Source organism: Actinoplanes sp. NPDC049681 (assembly GCF_044465265.1).
GTDB lineage: Bacteria > Actinomycetota > Actinomycetes > Mycobacteriales > Micromonosporaceae > Actinoplanes.
The window spans coordinates 741,304-756,011 of the sequence record NZ_JBITLP010000003.1 but is presented as its reverse complement, the minus strand read 5'-3'; the positions used below and the strand labels follow the sequence as shown (position 1 = coordinate 756,011).

General features: G+C 67.2%; 19 protein-coding genes and 4 pseudogenes. 8 read left to right on the top strand and 15 right to left on the bottom strand.

Going from position 1 to position 14,708, the window contains the following annotated elements; translation table 11 throughout:
• Nucleotides 1-117 precede the first annotated feature (117 nt).
• Complete coding sequence (locus tag ACIBO8_RS13425) at nt 118-501, top strand: DUF6959 family protein (protein WP_396115416.1); 384 nt, start codon at nt 118-120, stop codon at nt 499-501.
• Here the strand turns inward: ACIBO8_RS13425 and ACIBO8_RS13420 are convergent, their stop codons facing one another.
• From ACIBO8_RS13420 to ACIBO8_RS13410, 3 genes are all read right to left on the bottom strand, one after another.
• The gene (locus ACIBO8_RS13420; protein ID WP_396115415.1) at nt 502-1,173 is read right to left on the bottom strand and encodes a hypothetical protein; all 672 of its coding nucleotides are present in this window, start codon (nt 1,171-1,173) and stop codon (nt 502-504) included. It abuts the gene before it with no gap.
• Complete coding sequence (locus tag ACIBO8_RS13415; protein ID WP_396115414.1) at nt 1,161-1,421, bottom strand: hypothetical protein; 261 nt, start codon at nt 1,419-1,421, stop codon at nt 1,161-1,163. Before ACIBO8_RS13415 ends, ACIBO8_RS13420 begins: the two co-directional genes overlap by 13 nt.
• Nucleotides 1,422-1,680: 259 nt before the next feature.
• Nucleotides 1,681-2,184 carry an AAA family ATPase gene (locus ACIBO8_RS13410; protein ID WP_396115413.1) on the bottom strand — a complete coding sequence of 168 codons (504 nt, stop codon included), beginning with the start codon at nt 2,182-2,184 and terminating at the stop codon, nt 1,681-1,683.
• Between the two features lie 362 nt (nt 2,185-2,546).
• Between ACIBO8_RS13410 and ACIBO8_RS13405 the strand changes: the two genes are divergently transcribed.
• Complete coding sequence (locus ACIBO8_RS13405; protein WP_396115412.1) at nt 2,547-2,858, top strand: antibiotic biosynthesis monooxygenase family protein; 312 nt, start codon at nt 2,547-2,549, stop codon at nt 2,856-2,858.
• A 94-nt stretch (nt 2,859-2,952) separates the two neighbouring features.
• Here the strand turns inward: ACIBO8_RS13405 and ACIBO8_RS13400 are convergent.
• Nucleotides 2,953-3,099: pseudogene (locus tag ACIBO8_RS13400) on the bottom strand (hypothetical protein); the annotation flags it as partial.
• A 303-nt stretch (nt 3,100-3,402) separates the two neighbouring features.
• On the opposite strand from ACIBO8_RS13400, the gene ACIBO8_RS13395 reads away from it, so the two are divergent.
• A complete protein-coding gene (locus tag ACIBO8_RS13395; protein WP_396115411.1) occupies nt 3,403-3,900 on the top strand; it encodes a hypothetical protein in 498 nt (165 codons plus the stop codon).
• A 163-nt stretch (nt 3,901-4,063) separates the two neighbouring features.
• Nucleotides 4,064-4,156, top strand: a pseudogene (locus ACIBO8_RS13390) (30S ribosomal protein S6); the annotation flags it as partial.
• Between the two features lie 18 nt (nt 4,157-4,174).
• Here the strand turns inward: ACIBO8_RS13390 and ACIBO8_RS13385 are convergent.
• Together ACIBO8_RS13385 and ACIBO8_RS13380 are read right to left on the bottom strand one after the other, a co-directional pair.
• Nucleotides 4,175-4,486, bottom strand: a pseudogene (locus ACIBO8_RS13385) (hypothetical protein).
• Nucleotides 4,487-4,603: 117 nt separating this feature from the next.
• Nucleotides 4,604-5,020, bottom strand: a complete 417-nt coding sequence (locus ACIBO8_RS13380; protein WP_396115410.1) for a hypothetical protein — start codon at nt 5,018-5,020, stop codon at nt 4,604-4,606.
• A gap of 336 nt (nt 5,021-5,356) precedes the next feature.
• On the opposite strand from ACIBO8_RS13380, the gene ACIBO8_RS13375 reads away from it, so the two are divergent.
• The 3 genes and pseudogenes from ACIBO8_RS13375 to ACIBO8_RS13365 form a co-directional block, all read left to right on the top strand.
• Nucleotides 5,357-5,827, top strand: coding sequence for a hypothetical protein (locus ACIBO8_RS13375; protein WP_396115409.1), 471 nt, complete (start codon nt 5,357-5,359; stop codon nt 5,825-5,827).
• A gap of 139 nt (nt 5,828-5,966) precedes the next feature.
• Entirely contained in the window at nt 5,967-6,467 is a 501-nt protein-coding gene (locus ACIBO8_RS13370) for a hypothetical protein (RefSeq protein ID WP_396115408.1), read from the top strand.
• Between the two features lie 27 nt (nt 6,468-6,494).
• Nucleotides 6,495-6,788 (top strand): annotated as a pseudogene (locus ACIBO8_RS13365) (DUF4259 domain-containing protein); the annotation flags it as partial.
• Between the two features lie 253 nt (nt 6,789-7,041).
• Here ACIBO8_RS13365 and ACIBO8_RS13360 read toward each other — a convergent pair.
• The 7 genes from ACIBO8_RS13360 to ACIBO8_RS13330 form a co-directional block, all read right to left on the bottom strand.
• Nucleotides 7,042-7,494 (bottom strand): Lsr2 family protein, encoded by a 453-nt coding sequence (locus ACIBO8_RS13360; RefSeq protein WP_396115407.1) that lies wholly within the window; start codon nt 7,492-7,494, stop codon nt 7,042-7,044.
• Nucleotides 7,495-7,899: 405 nt separating this feature from the next.
• Nucleotides 7,900-8,406, bottom strand: coding sequence for a hypothetical protein (locus ACIBO8_RS13355; protein WP_396115406.1), 507 nt, complete (start codon nt 8,404-8,406; stop codon nt 7,900-7,902).
• Nucleotides 8,407-8,628: 222 nt separating this feature from the next.
• On the bottom strand, nt 8,629-9,747 hold the full coding sequence (locus ACIBO8_RS13350; RefSeq protein WP_396115405.1) for a S8 family serine peptidase: 1,119 nt from the start codon (nt 9,745-9,747) through the stop codon (nt 8,629-8,631).
• A 59-nt stretch (nt 9,748-9,806) separates the two neighbouring features.
• A complete protein-coding gene (locus tag ACIBO8_RS13345) occupies nt 9,807-11,033 on the bottom strand; it encodes a hypothetical protein (RefSeq protein ID WP_396115404.1) in 1,227 nt (408 codons plus the stop codon).
• Nucleotides 11,030-11,338, bottom strand: a complete 309-nt coding sequence (locus ACIBO8_RS13340) for a hypothetical protein (RefSeq protein WP_396115403.1) — start codon at nt 11,336-11,338, stop codon at nt 11,030-11,032. The genes ACIBO8_RS13345 and ACIBO8_RS13340 overlap by 4 nt, the downstream gene beginning before the upstream one ends.
• Nucleotides 11,339-11,346: 8 nt before the next feature.
• The gene (locus ACIBO8_RS13335; RefSeq protein ID WP_396115402.1) at nt 11,347-11,889 is read right to left on the bottom strand and encodes a hypothetical protein; all 543 of its coding nucleotides are present in this window, start codon (nt 11,887-11,889) and stop codon (nt 11,347-11,349) included.
• Between the two features lie 20 nt (nt 11,890-11,909).
• Nucleotides 11,910-12,152 (bottom strand): hypothetical protein, encoded by a 243-nt coding sequence (locus tag ACIBO8_RS13330; protein WP_396115401.1) that lies wholly within the window; start codon nt 12,150-12,152, stop codon nt 11,910-11,912.
• A 718-nt stretch (nt 12,153-12,870) separates the two neighbouring features.
• Here ACIBO8_RS13330 and ACIBO8_RS13325 point away from each other — a divergent pair.
• Nucleotides 12,871-13,086, top strand: coding sequence for a hypothetical protein (locus ACIBO8_RS13325; RefSeq protein ID WP_396115400.1), 216 nt, complete (start codon nt 12,871-12,873; stop codon nt 13,084-13,086).
• A 152-nt stretch (nt 13,087-13,238) separates the two neighbouring features.
• Here the strand turns inward: ACIBO8_RS13325 and ACIBO8_RS13320 are convergent, their stop codons facing one another.
• Nucleotides 13,239-13,565, bottom strand: a complete 327-nt coding sequence (locus tag ACIBO8_RS13320) for a TraR/DksA family transcriptional regulator (protein ID WP_396115399.1) — start codon at nt 13,563-13,565, stop codon at nt 13,239-13,241.
• 162 nt (nt 13,566-13,727) lie between these two features.
• Nucleotides 13,728-14,519: a leucine-rich repeat domain-containing protein gene (locus ACIBO8_RS13315; protein WP_396115398.1), complete on the bottom strand. Its 792-nt coding sequence runs from the start codon at nt 14,517-14,519 to the stop codon at nt 13,728-13,730.
• Between the last annotated feature and the right edge of the window lie 189 nt (nt 14,520-14,708).

Below are 14,708 nucleotides of genomic sequence, written 5' to 3'. Positions count from 1 at the left end.
GCTGACGATCGCAAGGTATGAGCCGGTTCGAGTCCGGTAGTCCGGCGCGCCCGCTCCGCGGCAGTTGAGGACGTCGGACGACGAGAGAGGCCGGCGGCGTGATGCGATCATCGGCGGGTGAATCTTGATCAGGCGCGAGTCCTGGCCCCGGGCGGGAACGCCGCAGTAACCCACCTAGATGGCCGAGCCTTTCCGGGAATCCATATCCAGGGCGACACTTTCGCGGAGCTGCAGCGACAGCTCGCGGACTCCGTCAGTCGTGTACGCCATGCCGCGGACGACACCGATGCATGGGATGACCTCGACTACGTAGTCGAAGAAGTTACTCAGATCCTGCGCTTCTATCGGGCCCCACCCGCTGCCAGCCCCGGCACCGGCCGCGCCGAGCCAGTCCTCGAACTAGCGCCGACAGCTGGAAGGGCTTTCGTGATCACAATCCGTGGGGCGTTCGATGCCGCACCGCGTCCTGACATGCATAGCGTCGTCAGGATGCGGGGCTGATCAGGATCCGAGCGCGAACCGGACTGCGGTCGGATCGATTCCGAAGTGCTCCAGAAACGACCGGACGAAGAGCCGACCCCGCTGGATGAAGAAGGGCGGGTGGTCAGCCGCCTGCGCTGCGAATTGCTCGAGCACTTGCAGTGCTTCGGGAACGCGGTCTTGCAGGGCCAGCGCTGTGGCCAGGTGCTGGTCCTGGGCGTAGTACCGATCCGTCCGCTGCAGGTGGCCGATGCAATCGTCGAGAGTTTGCAACGGACGGAGGAAGGGCTGCCCGTAGTCGGCGACGTCGGCTTGCAGAGCGTTGACCGCGCCGTCGATGTCGTCCGCGGACACCACTCCCCATCGGGTGATGGGGAGTAGTGGGCTGCTGCCTGCCGGCATGAGATCTTGCAGCGCGGCGCCCACCATCGCGGTCGCCGCGCCTGGCCGGTCACTGCGCCCGAGGAACCGGGCGTTGAGCCGGCTCGTTTCCGGATGTACCGCACCGAGGGCCGGGTTGGCCTGGATGCTGTAATCGTCCTCGGTCAGGTCGACGCTCACGCTATGGAGGATTTCCGGAGAGGCGGGCCGGACGAAGGACACAACGTCGCCGTCGGCCCTGGCTACATGTTCCCAGCCGTCCGCTTCCATGCTTTCGATGAGGCGCCGCTCGGTCAGGTCTATGGCGCGCACGATGGGCACTCCCAGGCGTCGAAGACCACTTTTATGTACACCCGATTCCCCCTGTACAGGCCGTATTTCTCAAGCTTGTCGGTGTTGAGGACCGCACCGACCGTACCTTCCAGCTCGGGGTAGCCGACCTGCTGGTTCGGCGTGAAGTCAGCCCCTGCCGACCTTCGAATCGAAGGCACCCACTCCTTGGTGGTCGGGTTGTACGCGACCAAGTCCGGGATGAACTCCTTGCCCTTGCTGTTGAGCATCGGAACTATCCCATATTTCGGACTCGAGCCCCTCCAGGCACTGCACTGCAGTTGCCATTACCGCCACCGGCCCACATCTAAAGGCGGCGCTTCCCACGGAAAACAGCTCGGGATATCTCACACGGTCATCTTCCCTGCGGACACCACTTCAGGCAGGGAGGCACGTGCACTCTTCTCGGCAGTTCAGGATGCTGGTCGGCGTGGAGCGACGGCCACCGCCCTCGACCAGCCCGCGCACGGACGGCGGCATGAGCACGCGTTACAGGCTTGGCGGCAAGGCGTCGTACAGGCCGATTTCTTGCTCGTCGGGCGCTTCGAAGTGACGCCGCCATCTGTCGATGTCCAAGCGCTGAATAGGAGGGTCCTCCATAGCGCGCTCGTGGATTCGGCGCCAAAGTTCCTCATCCGGGGCGTCCAGGTAGATCAGGTGCACCGCAGCTCCGAGCTCGCGCGCCCGGAGCCTGAGGGCGTCGCGCTCAGAACGGGCCCAAGTTCCCCACTCGACTATCACGGTGTTGCCGAGGAGTAGGAGCTCCTTGGCCAGCGACCATTGGAGTACCTCTACGCGTTCTCGCATGGCGGCGTCCCACAGGCTGACGCCGAGTGCTGTCATCCACTCATCGGGCCCTAGCCGCAGGCCGCGCCGTTGGGCAACCACTTCCTTGGCCTTGGTGGTCTTCCCGCTTCCCGGCAGCCCGCATATGACGATGAGCAGGCCACTCGATGGTGCAGCGGGTGGGCGTTGGTCACCGTCGGTCGTCATACAAACCATGATCGCCGTTAGGTCACTCACGCGGGCGGGCCGCCCCGAACGCCCTCAACTCGGCTACTTCCTCAGGATGCTGAGCGGCGTGGCGCAACGGTCACCGTCGCGGGCCGCCTCGACCAGGCCGGCGCACGGACGGCGGCATGTGAGTGCGGCCAAACCCGCGGGCAGCTCGCTGGAACCTTAAGTAGGCTCGCCGGGCGCGCCGGGCAAAGGCGGATGGGAAAGCCCGTTACCAGCACATCGTGCTGACGATCGCAAGGTATGAGCCGGTTCGAGTCCGGTAGTCCGGCGCGCCCGCTCCGCGGCGGAAGAGTGCGTTCAAGCTCAGCATCGTGGACGTCTCGTAGACTCGCCGCGTGATAGCACGGGTATGGCGCGGTTGGGTTGAGACCGCCCGGGCCAGCGATTATCTCGACTATGTAGCCCGCACGGGCTTGGCGGAATACCGACAGACGCCGGGAAATCTCGGCGTCGAGATGTGGACCAGGGACATGGGTGACGGCCGATCCGAGGTGACGACGCTGAGCTGGTGGGCATCGCTCGAGCACATTCGGGGGTTCGCTGGTGATGATGTCGACCGAGCCGTGTTCTATCCGGAGGATGACGAGTATTTGATCGACCGTGAGACCACGGTTACTCATCACGAAGTGGCTCGAAAACTTGGGTAGCGCCAGCGTTTGCGACACATGGACTAGGGAATCGCGCCGGGGCACTCAACTCGGCATGTCCGGGCGGGGCACCGGGCAAGGCTCGAAGCGTCCTTCAGGACCCCGCTGACCTCCACCACCGGTCAGTTCCGCAACCCACCTCGAAGTGCCACCAGCCGTGCGTCTCGCCGTCCGCGAGCACCTGCTGAATCTCACCGAAATCAGCACCGGCAGGAACGTCGAAAGCTACGAAAGGCCGGTTGGCAGTGGCGTACCCAAGTAGGAATGCTCATTGCGCTGACCTGCGGGAACGGTCCGGCAGCGCGAAGACCCCGAACGGCGACCTCGTCGACCCGCCTGCGCCGGACGAACCGACGATTGCAGAAGCGTCGAGCACCGTCACCTCGGCCAGGTTCCTCAGCGGCGGCGCGAGCTACAAGATAGTCAAGTTCGGCCCGTCCTGGCACCTCAACGTGCAAGCTCCCTAGACATGGGCAGCATCCACCCAGGTCTTCCGGATCACGCTGGTCGACGGGTCCACCTACGAGACGGAGGTCACCCTGAAATGAGCCGGCCTCAGTTCCGCGCATCCCTGGTGGTGCGAGCAGTTGGACTCCTGCTGCTCGCACCCCTGGTGGCCGCGTGCACCGGCCCGTCACACCACGACGGCCTGACCGGCACAGCCGCCTTCCTGGACGACACCGGGCGGGGAGAAAGGCCGATCGACGAGGGCTGGATCATCGCCGTGCCGGCCGCGGCCGTCGACGGCCTCTGGAGCACCACCGGCAACAAGCCCATCGACAGGCAGAACCTGCAGGGCGTATCTGCGCGAGTCAGTCGTGACCAGGTGACCCAGGCCGGCGGCGTGGTCGCCGCCCTCGACGATGACGGCGAGTTCGTCCTACCCGCCAAGCCAGGCCCACACCTCATCTGCCATCTCGAATCGGCCGATATCGGGGGCGGCGAGGTGGTTCAGGGCTGCGGGTTCCTGACCCTCCCAGCGTCCGGCGCACTGCGGATCACCGACGGAGAACCCGGCTTCTCCGTCGGGATGAAGGAGTAGTCGCAGGCGCGAACGCCCTGGCGACGACACCGTCGAGTGCCGAGAAGCGGCCGGCTAACCGGCGCAACTCCCTCGATGTCGCCGTCGGCCGCCGTGCCCCGCGGACCAGTCACCGCGCCGACGAGTACGGCAACCAACACAGCGGCCACGAGGACCGCGGTGCGCCTCCCTCGCAGAGCCCACCACCGCTCCGTCGCTCGACACGTACCTGAACGTGATCCGGACCGCCGCTCAGTCGAGAAGTTCGACGTGGGGGGTGTCCCTATGGGGTTCATCAAGCCTCGGTGCTTGGTGGCATCAGGCGGCTGGTGAGGTCGTCGAGGCATGCAGTGAGCTCAGCGATGTTGCTCATCTGGTAGTTGGTGATGGAAATGGCTCCGGTGGAGATGTCGCCGACGCTCAGCTCGGCTTCGCCGCTGGTCCAGACGACCAACTGGGCCAGTAGTGCGTGGTAGTGCAGTCGACCCAGGCAGAAGACTTGCTGCGAGGTGGGACCGTGATGGAGCTGCCATTGAACGGCCGCCTCTGGGAAGGCTGGGGCTCTAGCAGCCACCGCGGCAGCGAAGTCGTCGAGGTCCAGCTCCATCATGCGGGTGGTGTTAAGGCGAGAGCTAATCGTGGCTGGTAGCGCGTCTTGTCGCGCAGCATGGCGAACAGGACGTCGCAGCGGCGTCGGGCCAGGCAGATCAGGGCGGCGGTCTTCTCAGCGGGTGGAGGAGGCACTGCCGCTGTGCCGTCTGCTGGTACACAGCTTGTAGGTGCCTATGAGACTCGCGATCAGCAGCGCCAAGGTCCAGGGCGTGAACAGCACAGGAAAGATTCCTTCCTGGACCTGGAGGATCTGCCCGCCGTCCGCCGGTTCCCGGACGGCCTTCAATGCGAAGACGGCGGCGAACAGGCCTAGGACGAACGCGAGGGCGGCGGCGGTCCGCGTGGCGGGGTGGCGTGGTCCGTGGAACCCGCGGATTCCGGCGATGGCTATGAGCAGGACGACGGCTCCGGTGCCGTATCCGCCGGCGGCCACCGAGTAGTCGCCGCGGTTGTAGGCGGCTCCCATGGACAGCCACATCGGGAAGTAGCCGACGACGAAGCCGTTGAGCGCGGTGGTGGGGATCAGCACCCACCACCACCAGGTCGATCGCTGGAATCGGCCGGAGCTCTTGGGCGGGCTTTCAGGTGAAACCATCACTCACCACATATCGCTCGGGCCGGTTGCAACCTGTGGTTTCAGCGGAAATGCGTGCCGCCCAGAGCCATCAACGCCGGGCGGCACGTCGTCAGCGAGATCAACTTGAGTATCCGGACGCTGTCGGCACCGACGAAGGGTGAGCCGTCGCGCAGGGTGCGGTGTGAGGTGTGCGGTGTGCCGCCAGCCGCCTGTGGTTTCCACGTATGCGACCGGCGCACGGCATCCTCCGCGAGGATGGGATGTGTGTGGAGGTGGCTACGGCGCTGGATGGCGCCGGCCAGGACCGGGTTCGGGAGCGACGATGAAGCCGTCGATTATGACGGCGGGGAACTGGCCGGCGCCCCGGCCGTGCTGGCGGCGCTCGCCGGGGCTCCAAGCACCTTCTTGGCCATCGCGGACGAACCCGCCGACCTCGAGCGGGCCGTCGACCGCAATGACCTGCCCGGTCACCTCGGCGTGATGACGGCCGACGGGCGTGAGTGGGAGCTGATTCTCGCCGAAGAGGTCAAAAGCATCATCGACACTGGCGGCTCCACCGACGTCATTGACGACCTTCTTGAAGGAGCCCTCGCCCAGCAGCCCGGCGTGATTTCCACCGCCCACCTCGATCGAGAGGTGTACTGGCTGCACCTAACCGGCCCGGAGTCGCCGGAGCGCGTGTTGGCTCGGTTCGTCCATGCCGTTGTCCAGGCCCATCGCGAACTTGGCCGACGTCTCGGTATCGAGTTGCCGGACTGAAGCTCGCGAGGAGTCTGTATTTTCGGGCGTCGTCGACGAAGACGGAAACACGCCGTTGCCCATCGAGGAACAGCTCCCGGTCGCGTGAGGTTCGGTGGATCCGGTCACTGCAGGTTGGCTTCACCGTGAGGATGGGTCTGTGTGGACATGGTTGAAGCGTTGGACGGAGCCGCTCAGGCCGGGCTTCGGGCCGGACGAAGAGGACGATGTCGTCGAATACGACGCAACAAAGCTGGCTGATGCTCCGGCGGTCGTCGCGGCGATCGCCCGCGCCCCGACGACCTTGCTCGGCATCACGGTCGATCCGGCCCGCGCCGAGCTGGCCGTCGATCGCGACGATCTACCCAGGTGCCTCGGTCTGTCGACGGTCGATGGCCGCGCCTGGGAGCTCTTCCTCGACGACGGGGTCAGCTCGGTCGTCGACAATCGGAGAATGACTGCGGTGACCGAGGACCTCTTCGAGCTCGCGCTCGCCGGACAGTCCGGCGTCGTCTCCACGGCGCACCTCGATACAGAGATCTACTGGCTCCGGCTAGCCCGGCCTGAGACACCCGAGACCGTGCTGGCACGGTCCATCGACGCCATCGTCTCGGCTCATCGCGAGCTTGCCCGGCGTCTCGGCATCGTGCTGCCGACTTGAGGGCGTAGCGCGGAGCACGGCGCCGAGTACCTCGACAGCAGCGATGCGGTGGAGGCCATCGCGGCCGCGGCGATCGTCGCCTCCCAGCTGCCGGACGGGACGGCGATTGGCACCGTTTACGCGCCTGATTTCCTGCTGGAGGGCGGCACTGTCGAGGCAGCCGACGACGTTCCCGCGATCGCGATTCGAGCCCTGGACCGGATCGTCGGGGACGACTCGGAGTGGCGACAGTTGTGGGAAGAGGCAGAGGAGGCGTACCCGCAGGCGCTCGCCTTGGTGCAATCCATCCGTTCCGCCCTGGACCAGGCGGTCAGCCGGTGATCTGCTCGTCGTCCCGGCGATCTACTGCGCTGACCACGCATCGTTCTTGACCACGGCACCAGCCATGCAACGGGTGGCCGCGGCGTATCACCTGACGCCGAACGCCCTCTGCCCACGAAACCGTCGAAGGCGCACGCCGCGCGTCAGTAGCCGCTCGATCGGCGCCCGGTCGACGGCGCGGGTTTTCGTCACGCCGTCAACCGGATCTGGGATAGCCCGCAAACGGGACAACGCCGGCCGCACCGGGAGGGCGTCATACTGCGGCAGCGGCCTTCTTCCTCGTAGTGCGCTTGGTGGCTTTGGTGGGCGCGCTCGTCTTTGTCGCCTGGGAGCTGCGAGCGCGCTTCTCCGGCGTGGCGGCCGGGGCCTTCTTGGCCGCCTCGAACGCGTCGACCACGCTGGTGGGGATTCGACCCCGGGCGGACAGCTCGTACCCGTTCTCGGCCGCCCAAGCACGGATCGCCTGGTTGTCGGCCCTGCTCGCCCGCTGGGCGCCTGCTCCGAGGCCGGGGCGCCACGTACCGGAGCCCCTGCCGACGCTGGTGCCGGCGTCCACGAAGGGAGCGAGAGCCCCCCGTAGCGCACTGGCGTTCTTCTCGGACAGGTCGATGGTGTAGTTCCAGCCGTCGACGGCGAACGAGATCGTTTCGCTGGCTTCGCCGCCGTCCAAGTCGTCAATAAGCTTCTGGATGATCTGCCTTGCCATGGTGTCTCCCTAATGACGATTGAGGATCGTCGCCGAGCGGCAGATAGACGTCCATAGGACCGCATCCACCAGAGCCGGCCCTGCGCGGCCACAGACGCTATTCCGTATTCTGCACCCTATACAAACGCCCTGACCCTGGTGAACGCATGTTGCATTGAGACTCACATCGACTTTTCGCGAGTGTCTCCGCTTGGCGCTATGCCGTGACGGTGGCAAGGGGTACGGCTGGGCTTGGCCGAGTCGCGACGCCCGCGCACGATACTCCCCCGGCCCCGGCGTGGACCGACGCCGGCACATCAGGTGCCCTGTCAGGCCGCTGTCCGTGTATTCCCGCTCGCCAGGCAGCCCACGCTCTGTTGCCTCGGGCCTACCGGCGCGAGTCGCCAGGTCTGCTGTCACGGATGACTACCACGGCCACTCCCGGGCCAGATCCGCTTCAAGCTCATTCGGCCAGGCGACGAATACCTCGTCGGCGGAGTCGTCGAAGACGAGTTGCGGTCCCGACACCGACGCCAATGCGCAGACCGCGGCAAGCACACCGGCGCGACTCGGCTTACGGAACGACATGCTCACCACTCTGGTCGCGGAAGTGAGCGGAACGCGGCCATCGGCCCGTTCAGCGCCGCGCAACGTCACCTCGCCGATATCCAAACCACCCTCGCGCCCGCACGACGCAGGGTCAGGGCATCGCGTCAACGGAGGAGAAACCCCGGCATCCCTGACCTGGAACCAAGCCTCGCCATGGCAGCCCGCGTTGCGGAAAGCTGCCAGAACCTCTGCAACGGTCGGTAGCGGAACTGCCGCCGGTACCGTATCGGGGACTCCACGCGAGTGGCTCGCCGCACCCACCCATTCCAGTACGCCATCGTGGGCGGCCTGGTGCACGGGCATCACGAACAGAGACCAACTCACCGCCCGAAGTCTGCCAGCGACAATGCGCGTGGTGGGAGACGGGACAGGTGCGCACATCCGCCGCTATGCGAGCGTCGGCGCGTTCTGCGCACCGTCACCGCCCGTTCCATGACGTCGCGTGATGGGCGGCCCGGCCTTTGAACATGTACCGGGCGATACGCGCTTGCAGAGCTGGTCAGGGCTGGCCGGCTGTACGTTTCGTCGCGCTGCGGCAGTTTGATGTCAGCTCTTGCGGCTTCGGCGGCTGCGGATGATCAGCCAGGTGGGCACGCCGACGACCAGAAGGAGCAGAACGAGGAGGATGGCGATGACTGTGCTGACGGCTACCCAGTTTGTCGGGGCGGTCGTCGGTGTGGACCGGGCTGCTTGGCCGTCAGCCTCCGATGGTGGTTTCCCAACGGCGGCTGCGGGGCTACTCGCGGCCGTGGAAGGCTGCCCGGTGGTGGCAGGCACGTCGGCGGCGAGAGAGGCGGTGAGGTTGAGCGCGCCGTAGCCGTAGTCGTTGTCGCGGCCGGGGGCGCCCTTGTCGGTGGCGGTGGCGGTGAGCCGGTGCACGACCTCGGCGGCCGACAGGTCCGGGTATTCGGCCCGGATCAGTGCGGCGGCGCCGGCGACGATTGCGGTGGCGCCGCTTGTCCCAGTGCCTTCGTTGTATCCGCCGGTCTGGCTGGCGGATACCACGTCGACGCCGGGCGCCACGAGGGCCATTTCCGGGCCGGTGACCGTGATCGGGGCTACCTTGCCGTCACGTCCGGTCGCGCCGACCGCGACGACGCCGGGGTATTTGGCCGGGTACTGCAGGAAAACGTCTTCCGGTCGATTACCTGTGCTGGCGACGAGCACGATGTCGGCGTCGATGGCCTGTCGGATGGCGCTTTCCAAGCGGTCATTGCCGGTCGCGGCGATGGACATGGAGATGACGTCGACATGCCGGCGGACGGCTTCGGTGATGGCGTCGGGGACTTTCTCGCCGCTGGACTGCTTGGGGTTGTCGATGGTCCGCAGTGGCAGGATCTTGGCTTTCGGCGCGATACCCAGTACGCCGTCCGCGTGACCCGGGCCGTGGCCGTGCCCGGCGATCAAGCCGGCCATGGCGGTGCCGTGGCCGACGGTGTCCACCCATCCCTTGGTTCCCGCGGCGCGGTAGTCGACGCCGGGCAGGACGTTGCCGGCAAGGTCGCGATGATCGGCGCGGACGCCGGTGTCGATGACGGCGACGGTGACGCCGTCGCCCTGGCTGATTTTGTGGGCCGCGGTGACGTGCAACGCGTCCAGGTGCCACTGGCGCTCGCGAATCGAGTCCGCCAGCGCGGGCGGTGCCTCCACGAGCACCAGCAGCATGCCGCTGGCCGCCGCAGCGGCCAGACGGGTGAAGCGGGTACGGCGCCGTGGCGGTGAGCTCACCGGTGCAGTCCGATGATGCCAGGTCCGGGATCGATGCGGTCGCCCGAGTGATCGGGGACGATCACCGGATCGACGCCCTCCGCGGTTTCCCACGGATTGTCGGGGTCCCAGCGCTGACCGCCATCGGGACTGCCGCCGGGCCGACGGCGACCGCCGGGAGCCGCGGCCATCCCCGCATTGGCGGAGTTGCCGCGGCCCGAACCACCGCCGGGCCCCCCGGCCGCGGGCCCGTGCTGCTGGCCGATGACGCCGCCCACCGGGTTGATCCTCGACTGGGCCCCGGCACGCAGCTGCATGCCGCCCCCGCCGGGTAGGCCGCCTGCGCCCGGGGAACCCCCTGCGCCAGGGACGCCGCCGATGACACCGTTGCGCAGGCCACCGATCGCGCCACCCGGGCCCCGCAGCGCTGCGGGCCGCCCAGCAGGGACAGCACTGGAAATCCGGTTGTAGGCCCCGACCGGGCCAAGACCTCCTGCCGGCAGTCCACCACCAGCGCCGGGCAGCATACCGGGTAGCAGCCCCGGCACAGGGTTCCCTGGACCCGCGGGCGGCACGGGCACAGGTCCGGCCCCTGTGACCGGCAGTGGCTGGACCGGCGTGGGCAGCACCGGCGGGGCACCGATACCCGACAGGCTCGGGCCGCTGCCAGACCCACCGGACGGGCTCGGCTGCGCGCCGGAGACCGATGACAACCCGGCACCACCGCCCGGATGACCGCCGGGTACGGGCGAATCGCCGGGTGCGCCACCCTCGGAAGAGGTGCGGGTGTGCGCCGGTGGGTCGATGCGCGGCGGCCGGACAGCCCCACCCGATGATGATTTGCCGCCGCCTGCGGCGCCAATTTCATGCAGGTCTTCCCTGTTGGCGTTCACGGTCGGCGGTTCGTACGGCGGCGGCGGCTGGATCCGGGTGGCGCCGTCCTGCGCGGCCCCCGCCAGCGACGTCATCTCCTGCTGCACCCGGCGGGTGAGCTCGTCCTGACGCCCGTCAGCGACCGGCGGGGACGAGAAGAGCCGCTTCGCGCCCTCGGCGATCGTCTTACCGCCCGGGATGATCGAGGCGCCGTCACCGTCGGGCAGGGTGCCCCAGGCGCCGGCGGGTACGGCGCCGACGTGGTCGAGGAAGCGGCGGACGGCGCCGCAGGTGACGGCGTCCTCGTACCGTTTGGTGCCGTACGCGACCAGCGCCCGGGTCTCGACACGCAACGTTGCCGGTTGGGTCATGACCACTCCCCCGATCGTGTGGGCACCGGCTCAGGCGGAGTGAATTCAGTAGCGAACAACGGCGAACCGAAGTGCCTGACGCGTACCTCGACGAACTGGCGCCGATGGTCGGCCACCGCCGCCAGTAGCGCCGCACGGATCTCGGCGGCGACCTCGCCGTCGCTCAGCCGCCGCAACGTGCCGGGGCGGATCCACACGTCGATCTCGCCGTTCGGTTCGCGGGTGACAACGACGTTCTCAACAGGAGATCGGCCGGTGGCCCGAATGTTTTCGACGTCTTCGTAGTAGTGGGTCAGATTCGCCATCAGATTTCCTACTCCGGCTCGGGCACGGTCAGCGCCTTGTCGGCGGCCAGACGGCTCAGCTGTTGGGCGTACGCCGTCGCAGCTTGCGCGTCGTCGCGGATGTTGATGGCGACGCGCGCCGTGACCTGCCGGTCGTTCTTAGCCGCCCAGACGGAGACGAGGGTCTGAGAGCTGGTGGTCAGTGAGCACATCCGGAAAGCGTGGTAGCCCTGCGGCACGTCCACCTGCCCGGCAGTCCCCACGCACGGGAAGCTGTCGACGTCCTTGCGGGCGGTGTCGGGGTTGTCCGCGGCGACGGTGAATAGGTAGAGGGTGCCCGTGTGCTTCTGCTCAGCGGTGACGAACGAAATTTCGCACGTTGAGGAGGACTGGTGCTTACCGTTTTCCCGCCCTTCGTCGGGGTCGGTCACCGTCCAGGCGCCACCCAGCTCGGTCTGCAGGCTCGGGGCCAGATCGGTACAGGTCGGCACCCACGGCCGGTCATGCAAGGGACCGAACCACCACACCAAAGCACCGGCGACCACGAGCGTGACCGCGGCCAGCACGGCCATCAGCCGGCGGCTGGACCAGCTCACCACGTTGTTCCGGGACGTTCGTCGGCGCGGTCCGACTGCTCAGCAACATCCACTTCGGCCTGCAGCGTCGCCAACGCCACCCGGGCGGCGGCACGCACCTGCCCGGCAAGAGACTCGTCGGTGTGCCGGTGCAGATCCCGCAAGTCGACCTGCACCTGACCAGCCTGGTCGACGCGCAGGCGCACCGACCGGTCCGGCGACTGTACGTCCGCGTCCGGCTGCCAGCTGTCCTGTGCCACGAATAGCTCTCCTGTCAGGCGCATCAGCTCCCGTACACAGAGTCAACGCACTTGGCCTTTGGTCCGGTTCACTCGTCCGGTGCACGACGAGAAGCCAGGCTAGGACAGACGAACAGGAAAACGCGACCCTGGCGTGCTGACCCCACGCAGGGTCCGCGCTCGGTGACAGGAACACCCCTCGGCAATGTCCTACGCTGTCGTGCTCTCAGCGATCCCCGGAAAATCCCGCCGCTGACACCTGCCCGGCCTGCGCACACTCGACATCGGCTGGCCGGACGTCCGCGATCTGCAGGGCTTAGCCGCGGTCGCGGACAGCCTGGTGGCGCTGAAGCCGAGGCGGATGCGGCGCACGACTTCGCTCGAACCGGTGCGTCGGCTGACCGCGCTAGAGGCCTTCGGCTGTGGCGGAACCGTCGGCCAGCAGCCCTCTCTCGGCCGCATGCGCTCGACTGGCCTCCCTCAGCGCCGCCGGCAGATCCCCGTCGACGAACGCCAGCAACGCCGTCTTCGCACCCATCAAACCCCCCGCCTTCTACGGTCGAGCCGCCGAGATGCTAGCCGACCGTGACGACTGCCGTGGCTCGAGCTTGCACGACAACGGCGGTAGTGCGCGATCAGCGCCATATGAGTGCTCTGCCACCTGGTCCAGTCGCCGGACGGCACCCACCGGCAAAATAGGCAGACAGCACCGCTCGCGCCGAGATGGAAACATGGCGGCATGACCCCAGAGCAGCACGCCGCACGCGCAGAGGAACTTGTCGCCGAGGCCGAACAGCTGTACAGCGATCTCCGCCTTGACGTCGAAGCCGGTGGGAATGTCGACCAGACGATCTGGGGGTTCTTGGACACCACCGTCAGGATGGGCCAGCTCCACGCCACGCTCGCACTCCGGCATCCGAGAGCTGAGCACCAGCAAATCGTCAGCAGTAACTAGGGATGCCGGGACGTGGAATCTCAATGAAGCGGGTGCTCTGCTGCCTGCGGCTGAGGCGTACGGACGGCGGTAGTTGAGCGCATCTGGTCTTGCCCGCGTAAACACTTCGCTGGAATTAGTAAGCGCCCCGAGTGCTCAATCTCCTCGATGCCCTACGCGCATGCCATGCAGAAGCGGGCGAACGGCCGCGCGGCGAGCCGTTCATCGCCGATGGGCTGCCCGCATCTTTCGCAGACGCCGTAGGTCGCCGCGTCAACCCGACGCAGCGCGTCGTCAACGTCGGCGATCCGCTCCCGCGCCCCGGCCAGCAGCGCGGTCAGCTGGGCGCGTTCGAAGCCGATGGTGGCGCCCTCCGGGTCGTGCTCGTCGTCGGCATTCGAATCCCGCGATGCCAGGAACAGCGCCTCCAGATCCTGGGCCAGCGACGCCGCCTCAGCCTCCGCCCTCGCTCGCAGCCGCAACAGCTCATCCCGGACCATATGTGCAGCCTAACGGCCTCCAGCCAGCACAGACAGGCCTTGGAGGGACGCGCACGGGCGGCGGCAGATCAACGCACGTATAAGGAGACTCGCGGTCGCCCAGCGGCGTTGTCGCATTGGGTGGCGGGCGCTCCGCAGCATGCTGCTGTACGCCGCGAAGCCTCACCTCCGAGAGGGCCTAGGTTGGCGGACGTTGCGGCCGCCCTGATGCGCCATCGGCACGTATCCCTCCGGCGGGGCGGGAAGCGCTCGAACGCAGTCTTCGGAACAGGCGTTGACCAGCAGCGGCAACACGTCGGTCGCCACCCGGAGGGAAATCCACACCTGCTGAAACCGTGCTGGTTCGATCGGCCCGTCGCAGACGCTGCAACTACGAATCTTCTCGGTACCCCAGACCTGCGGATCCAGGTCATTGCTATCGGGGACAGTGGCTAGTGAGCCCACTGGTTGAAGCTGCGGAAACTCGTGTCTGTACTTGTAGTTTCCGTAGAGGGCTCGTGTGCTGACGGTACTGCCACGCAGATTCGTACACTTGGTCAGCTCGAAGGGGAACCAGTGCAGTCCGTACGACGTGTACGGCTCGAACACCTCCAGGCTCGCCATTGCTCCGACCTCCGGAGGGATACGAACGAGTGGACTGCCGTAGAGCACGAGATGGCGGACTTCCGTGAGCTTCGCGATGCTCGAGGGCAACGTGACGAGGTCGGTCCTCTCGGCCGGGTTGAGGCCCACGAGCGGCCGAAACACCTCTCGGCCGTCTGCCGCTGCCTCGTCGATCAATCGCAGCAGTCGGCGCCAACCAGGCGAAGAAGTATCCTGGCGCTCTCCATGGAATCGCACCCGCGCGTTCGGCTGCCGGAAGCACACCTCGGCAGTGCGTTGGCTTCGGCCGGCAGCGTCGGCTGTGAACCGGTTACCGAAGGTGCGTCGCGCTGGCGGTGTCGAGTCAGCCACGACCCGAGCCTACGTGGGCATCGCCTTGCCCCGAGGCCTGCGGACCGCCGACTGAAACAAGTTGAGGCGTCCCGCTCTCGCCTCCAACACTCAACTCGGCAAGTTCAGGATTGCCAGCCGCTTCGGACGCCGACCACCGGGCGCGGCGCCGCAGGGCTCGCCAGCGCGCACGGTCGGCGGCAAATGAGT

Bases quoted from the DNA above. Each gene is read 5' to 3' on its own strand.
- ACIBO8_RS13395 (WP_396115411.1), top strand. From the start codon at position 3,403: ATGAGCCGGCCTCAGTTCCGCGCATCCCTGGTGGTGCGAGCAGTTGGA.
- ACIBO8_RS13375 (WP_396115409.1), top strand. From the start codon at position 5,357: ATGGCGCCGGCCAGGACCGGGTTCGGGAGCGACGATGAAGCCGTCGAT.
- ACIBO8_RS13320 (WP_396115399.1), bottom strand. From the start codon at position 13,565: ATGGTCCGGGATGAGCTGTTGCGGCTGCGAGCGAGGGCGGAGGCTGAG.
- ACIBO8_RS13325 (WP_396115400.1), top strand. From the start codon at position 12,871: ATGACCCCAGAGCAGCACGCCGCACGCGCAGAGGAACTTGTCGCCGAG.
- ACIBO8_RS13350 (WP_396115405.1), bottom strand. From the start codon at position 9,747: ATGCTGCTGGTGCTCGTGGAGGCACCGCCCGCGCTGGCGGACTCGATT.
- ACIBO8_RS13345 (WP_396115404.1), bottom strand. From the start codon at position 11,033: ATGACCCAACCGGCAACGTTGCGTGTCGAGACCCGGGCGCTGGTCGCG.
- ACIBO8_RS13415 (WP_396115414.1), bottom strand. From the start codon at position 1,421: ATGCTCAACAGCAAGGGCAAGGAGTTCATCCCGGACTTGGTCGCGTAC.
- ACIBO8_RS13335 (WP_396115402.1), bottom strand. From the start codon at position 11,889: ATGGCCGTGCTGGCCGCGGTCACGCTCGTGGTCGCCGGTGCTTTGGTG.
- ACIBO8_RS13410 (WP_396115413.1), bottom strand. From the start codon at position 2,184: ATGACGACCGACGGTGACCAACGCCCACCCGCTGCACCATCGAGTGGC.
- ACIBO8_RS13340 (WP_396115403.1), bottom strand. From the start codon at position 11,338: ATGGCGAATCTGACCCACTACTACGAAGACGTCGAAAACATTCGGGCC.
- ACIBO8_RS13360 (WP_396115407.1), bottom strand. From the start codon at position 7,494: ATGGCAAGGCAGATCATCCAGAAGCTTATTGACGACTTGGACGGCGGC.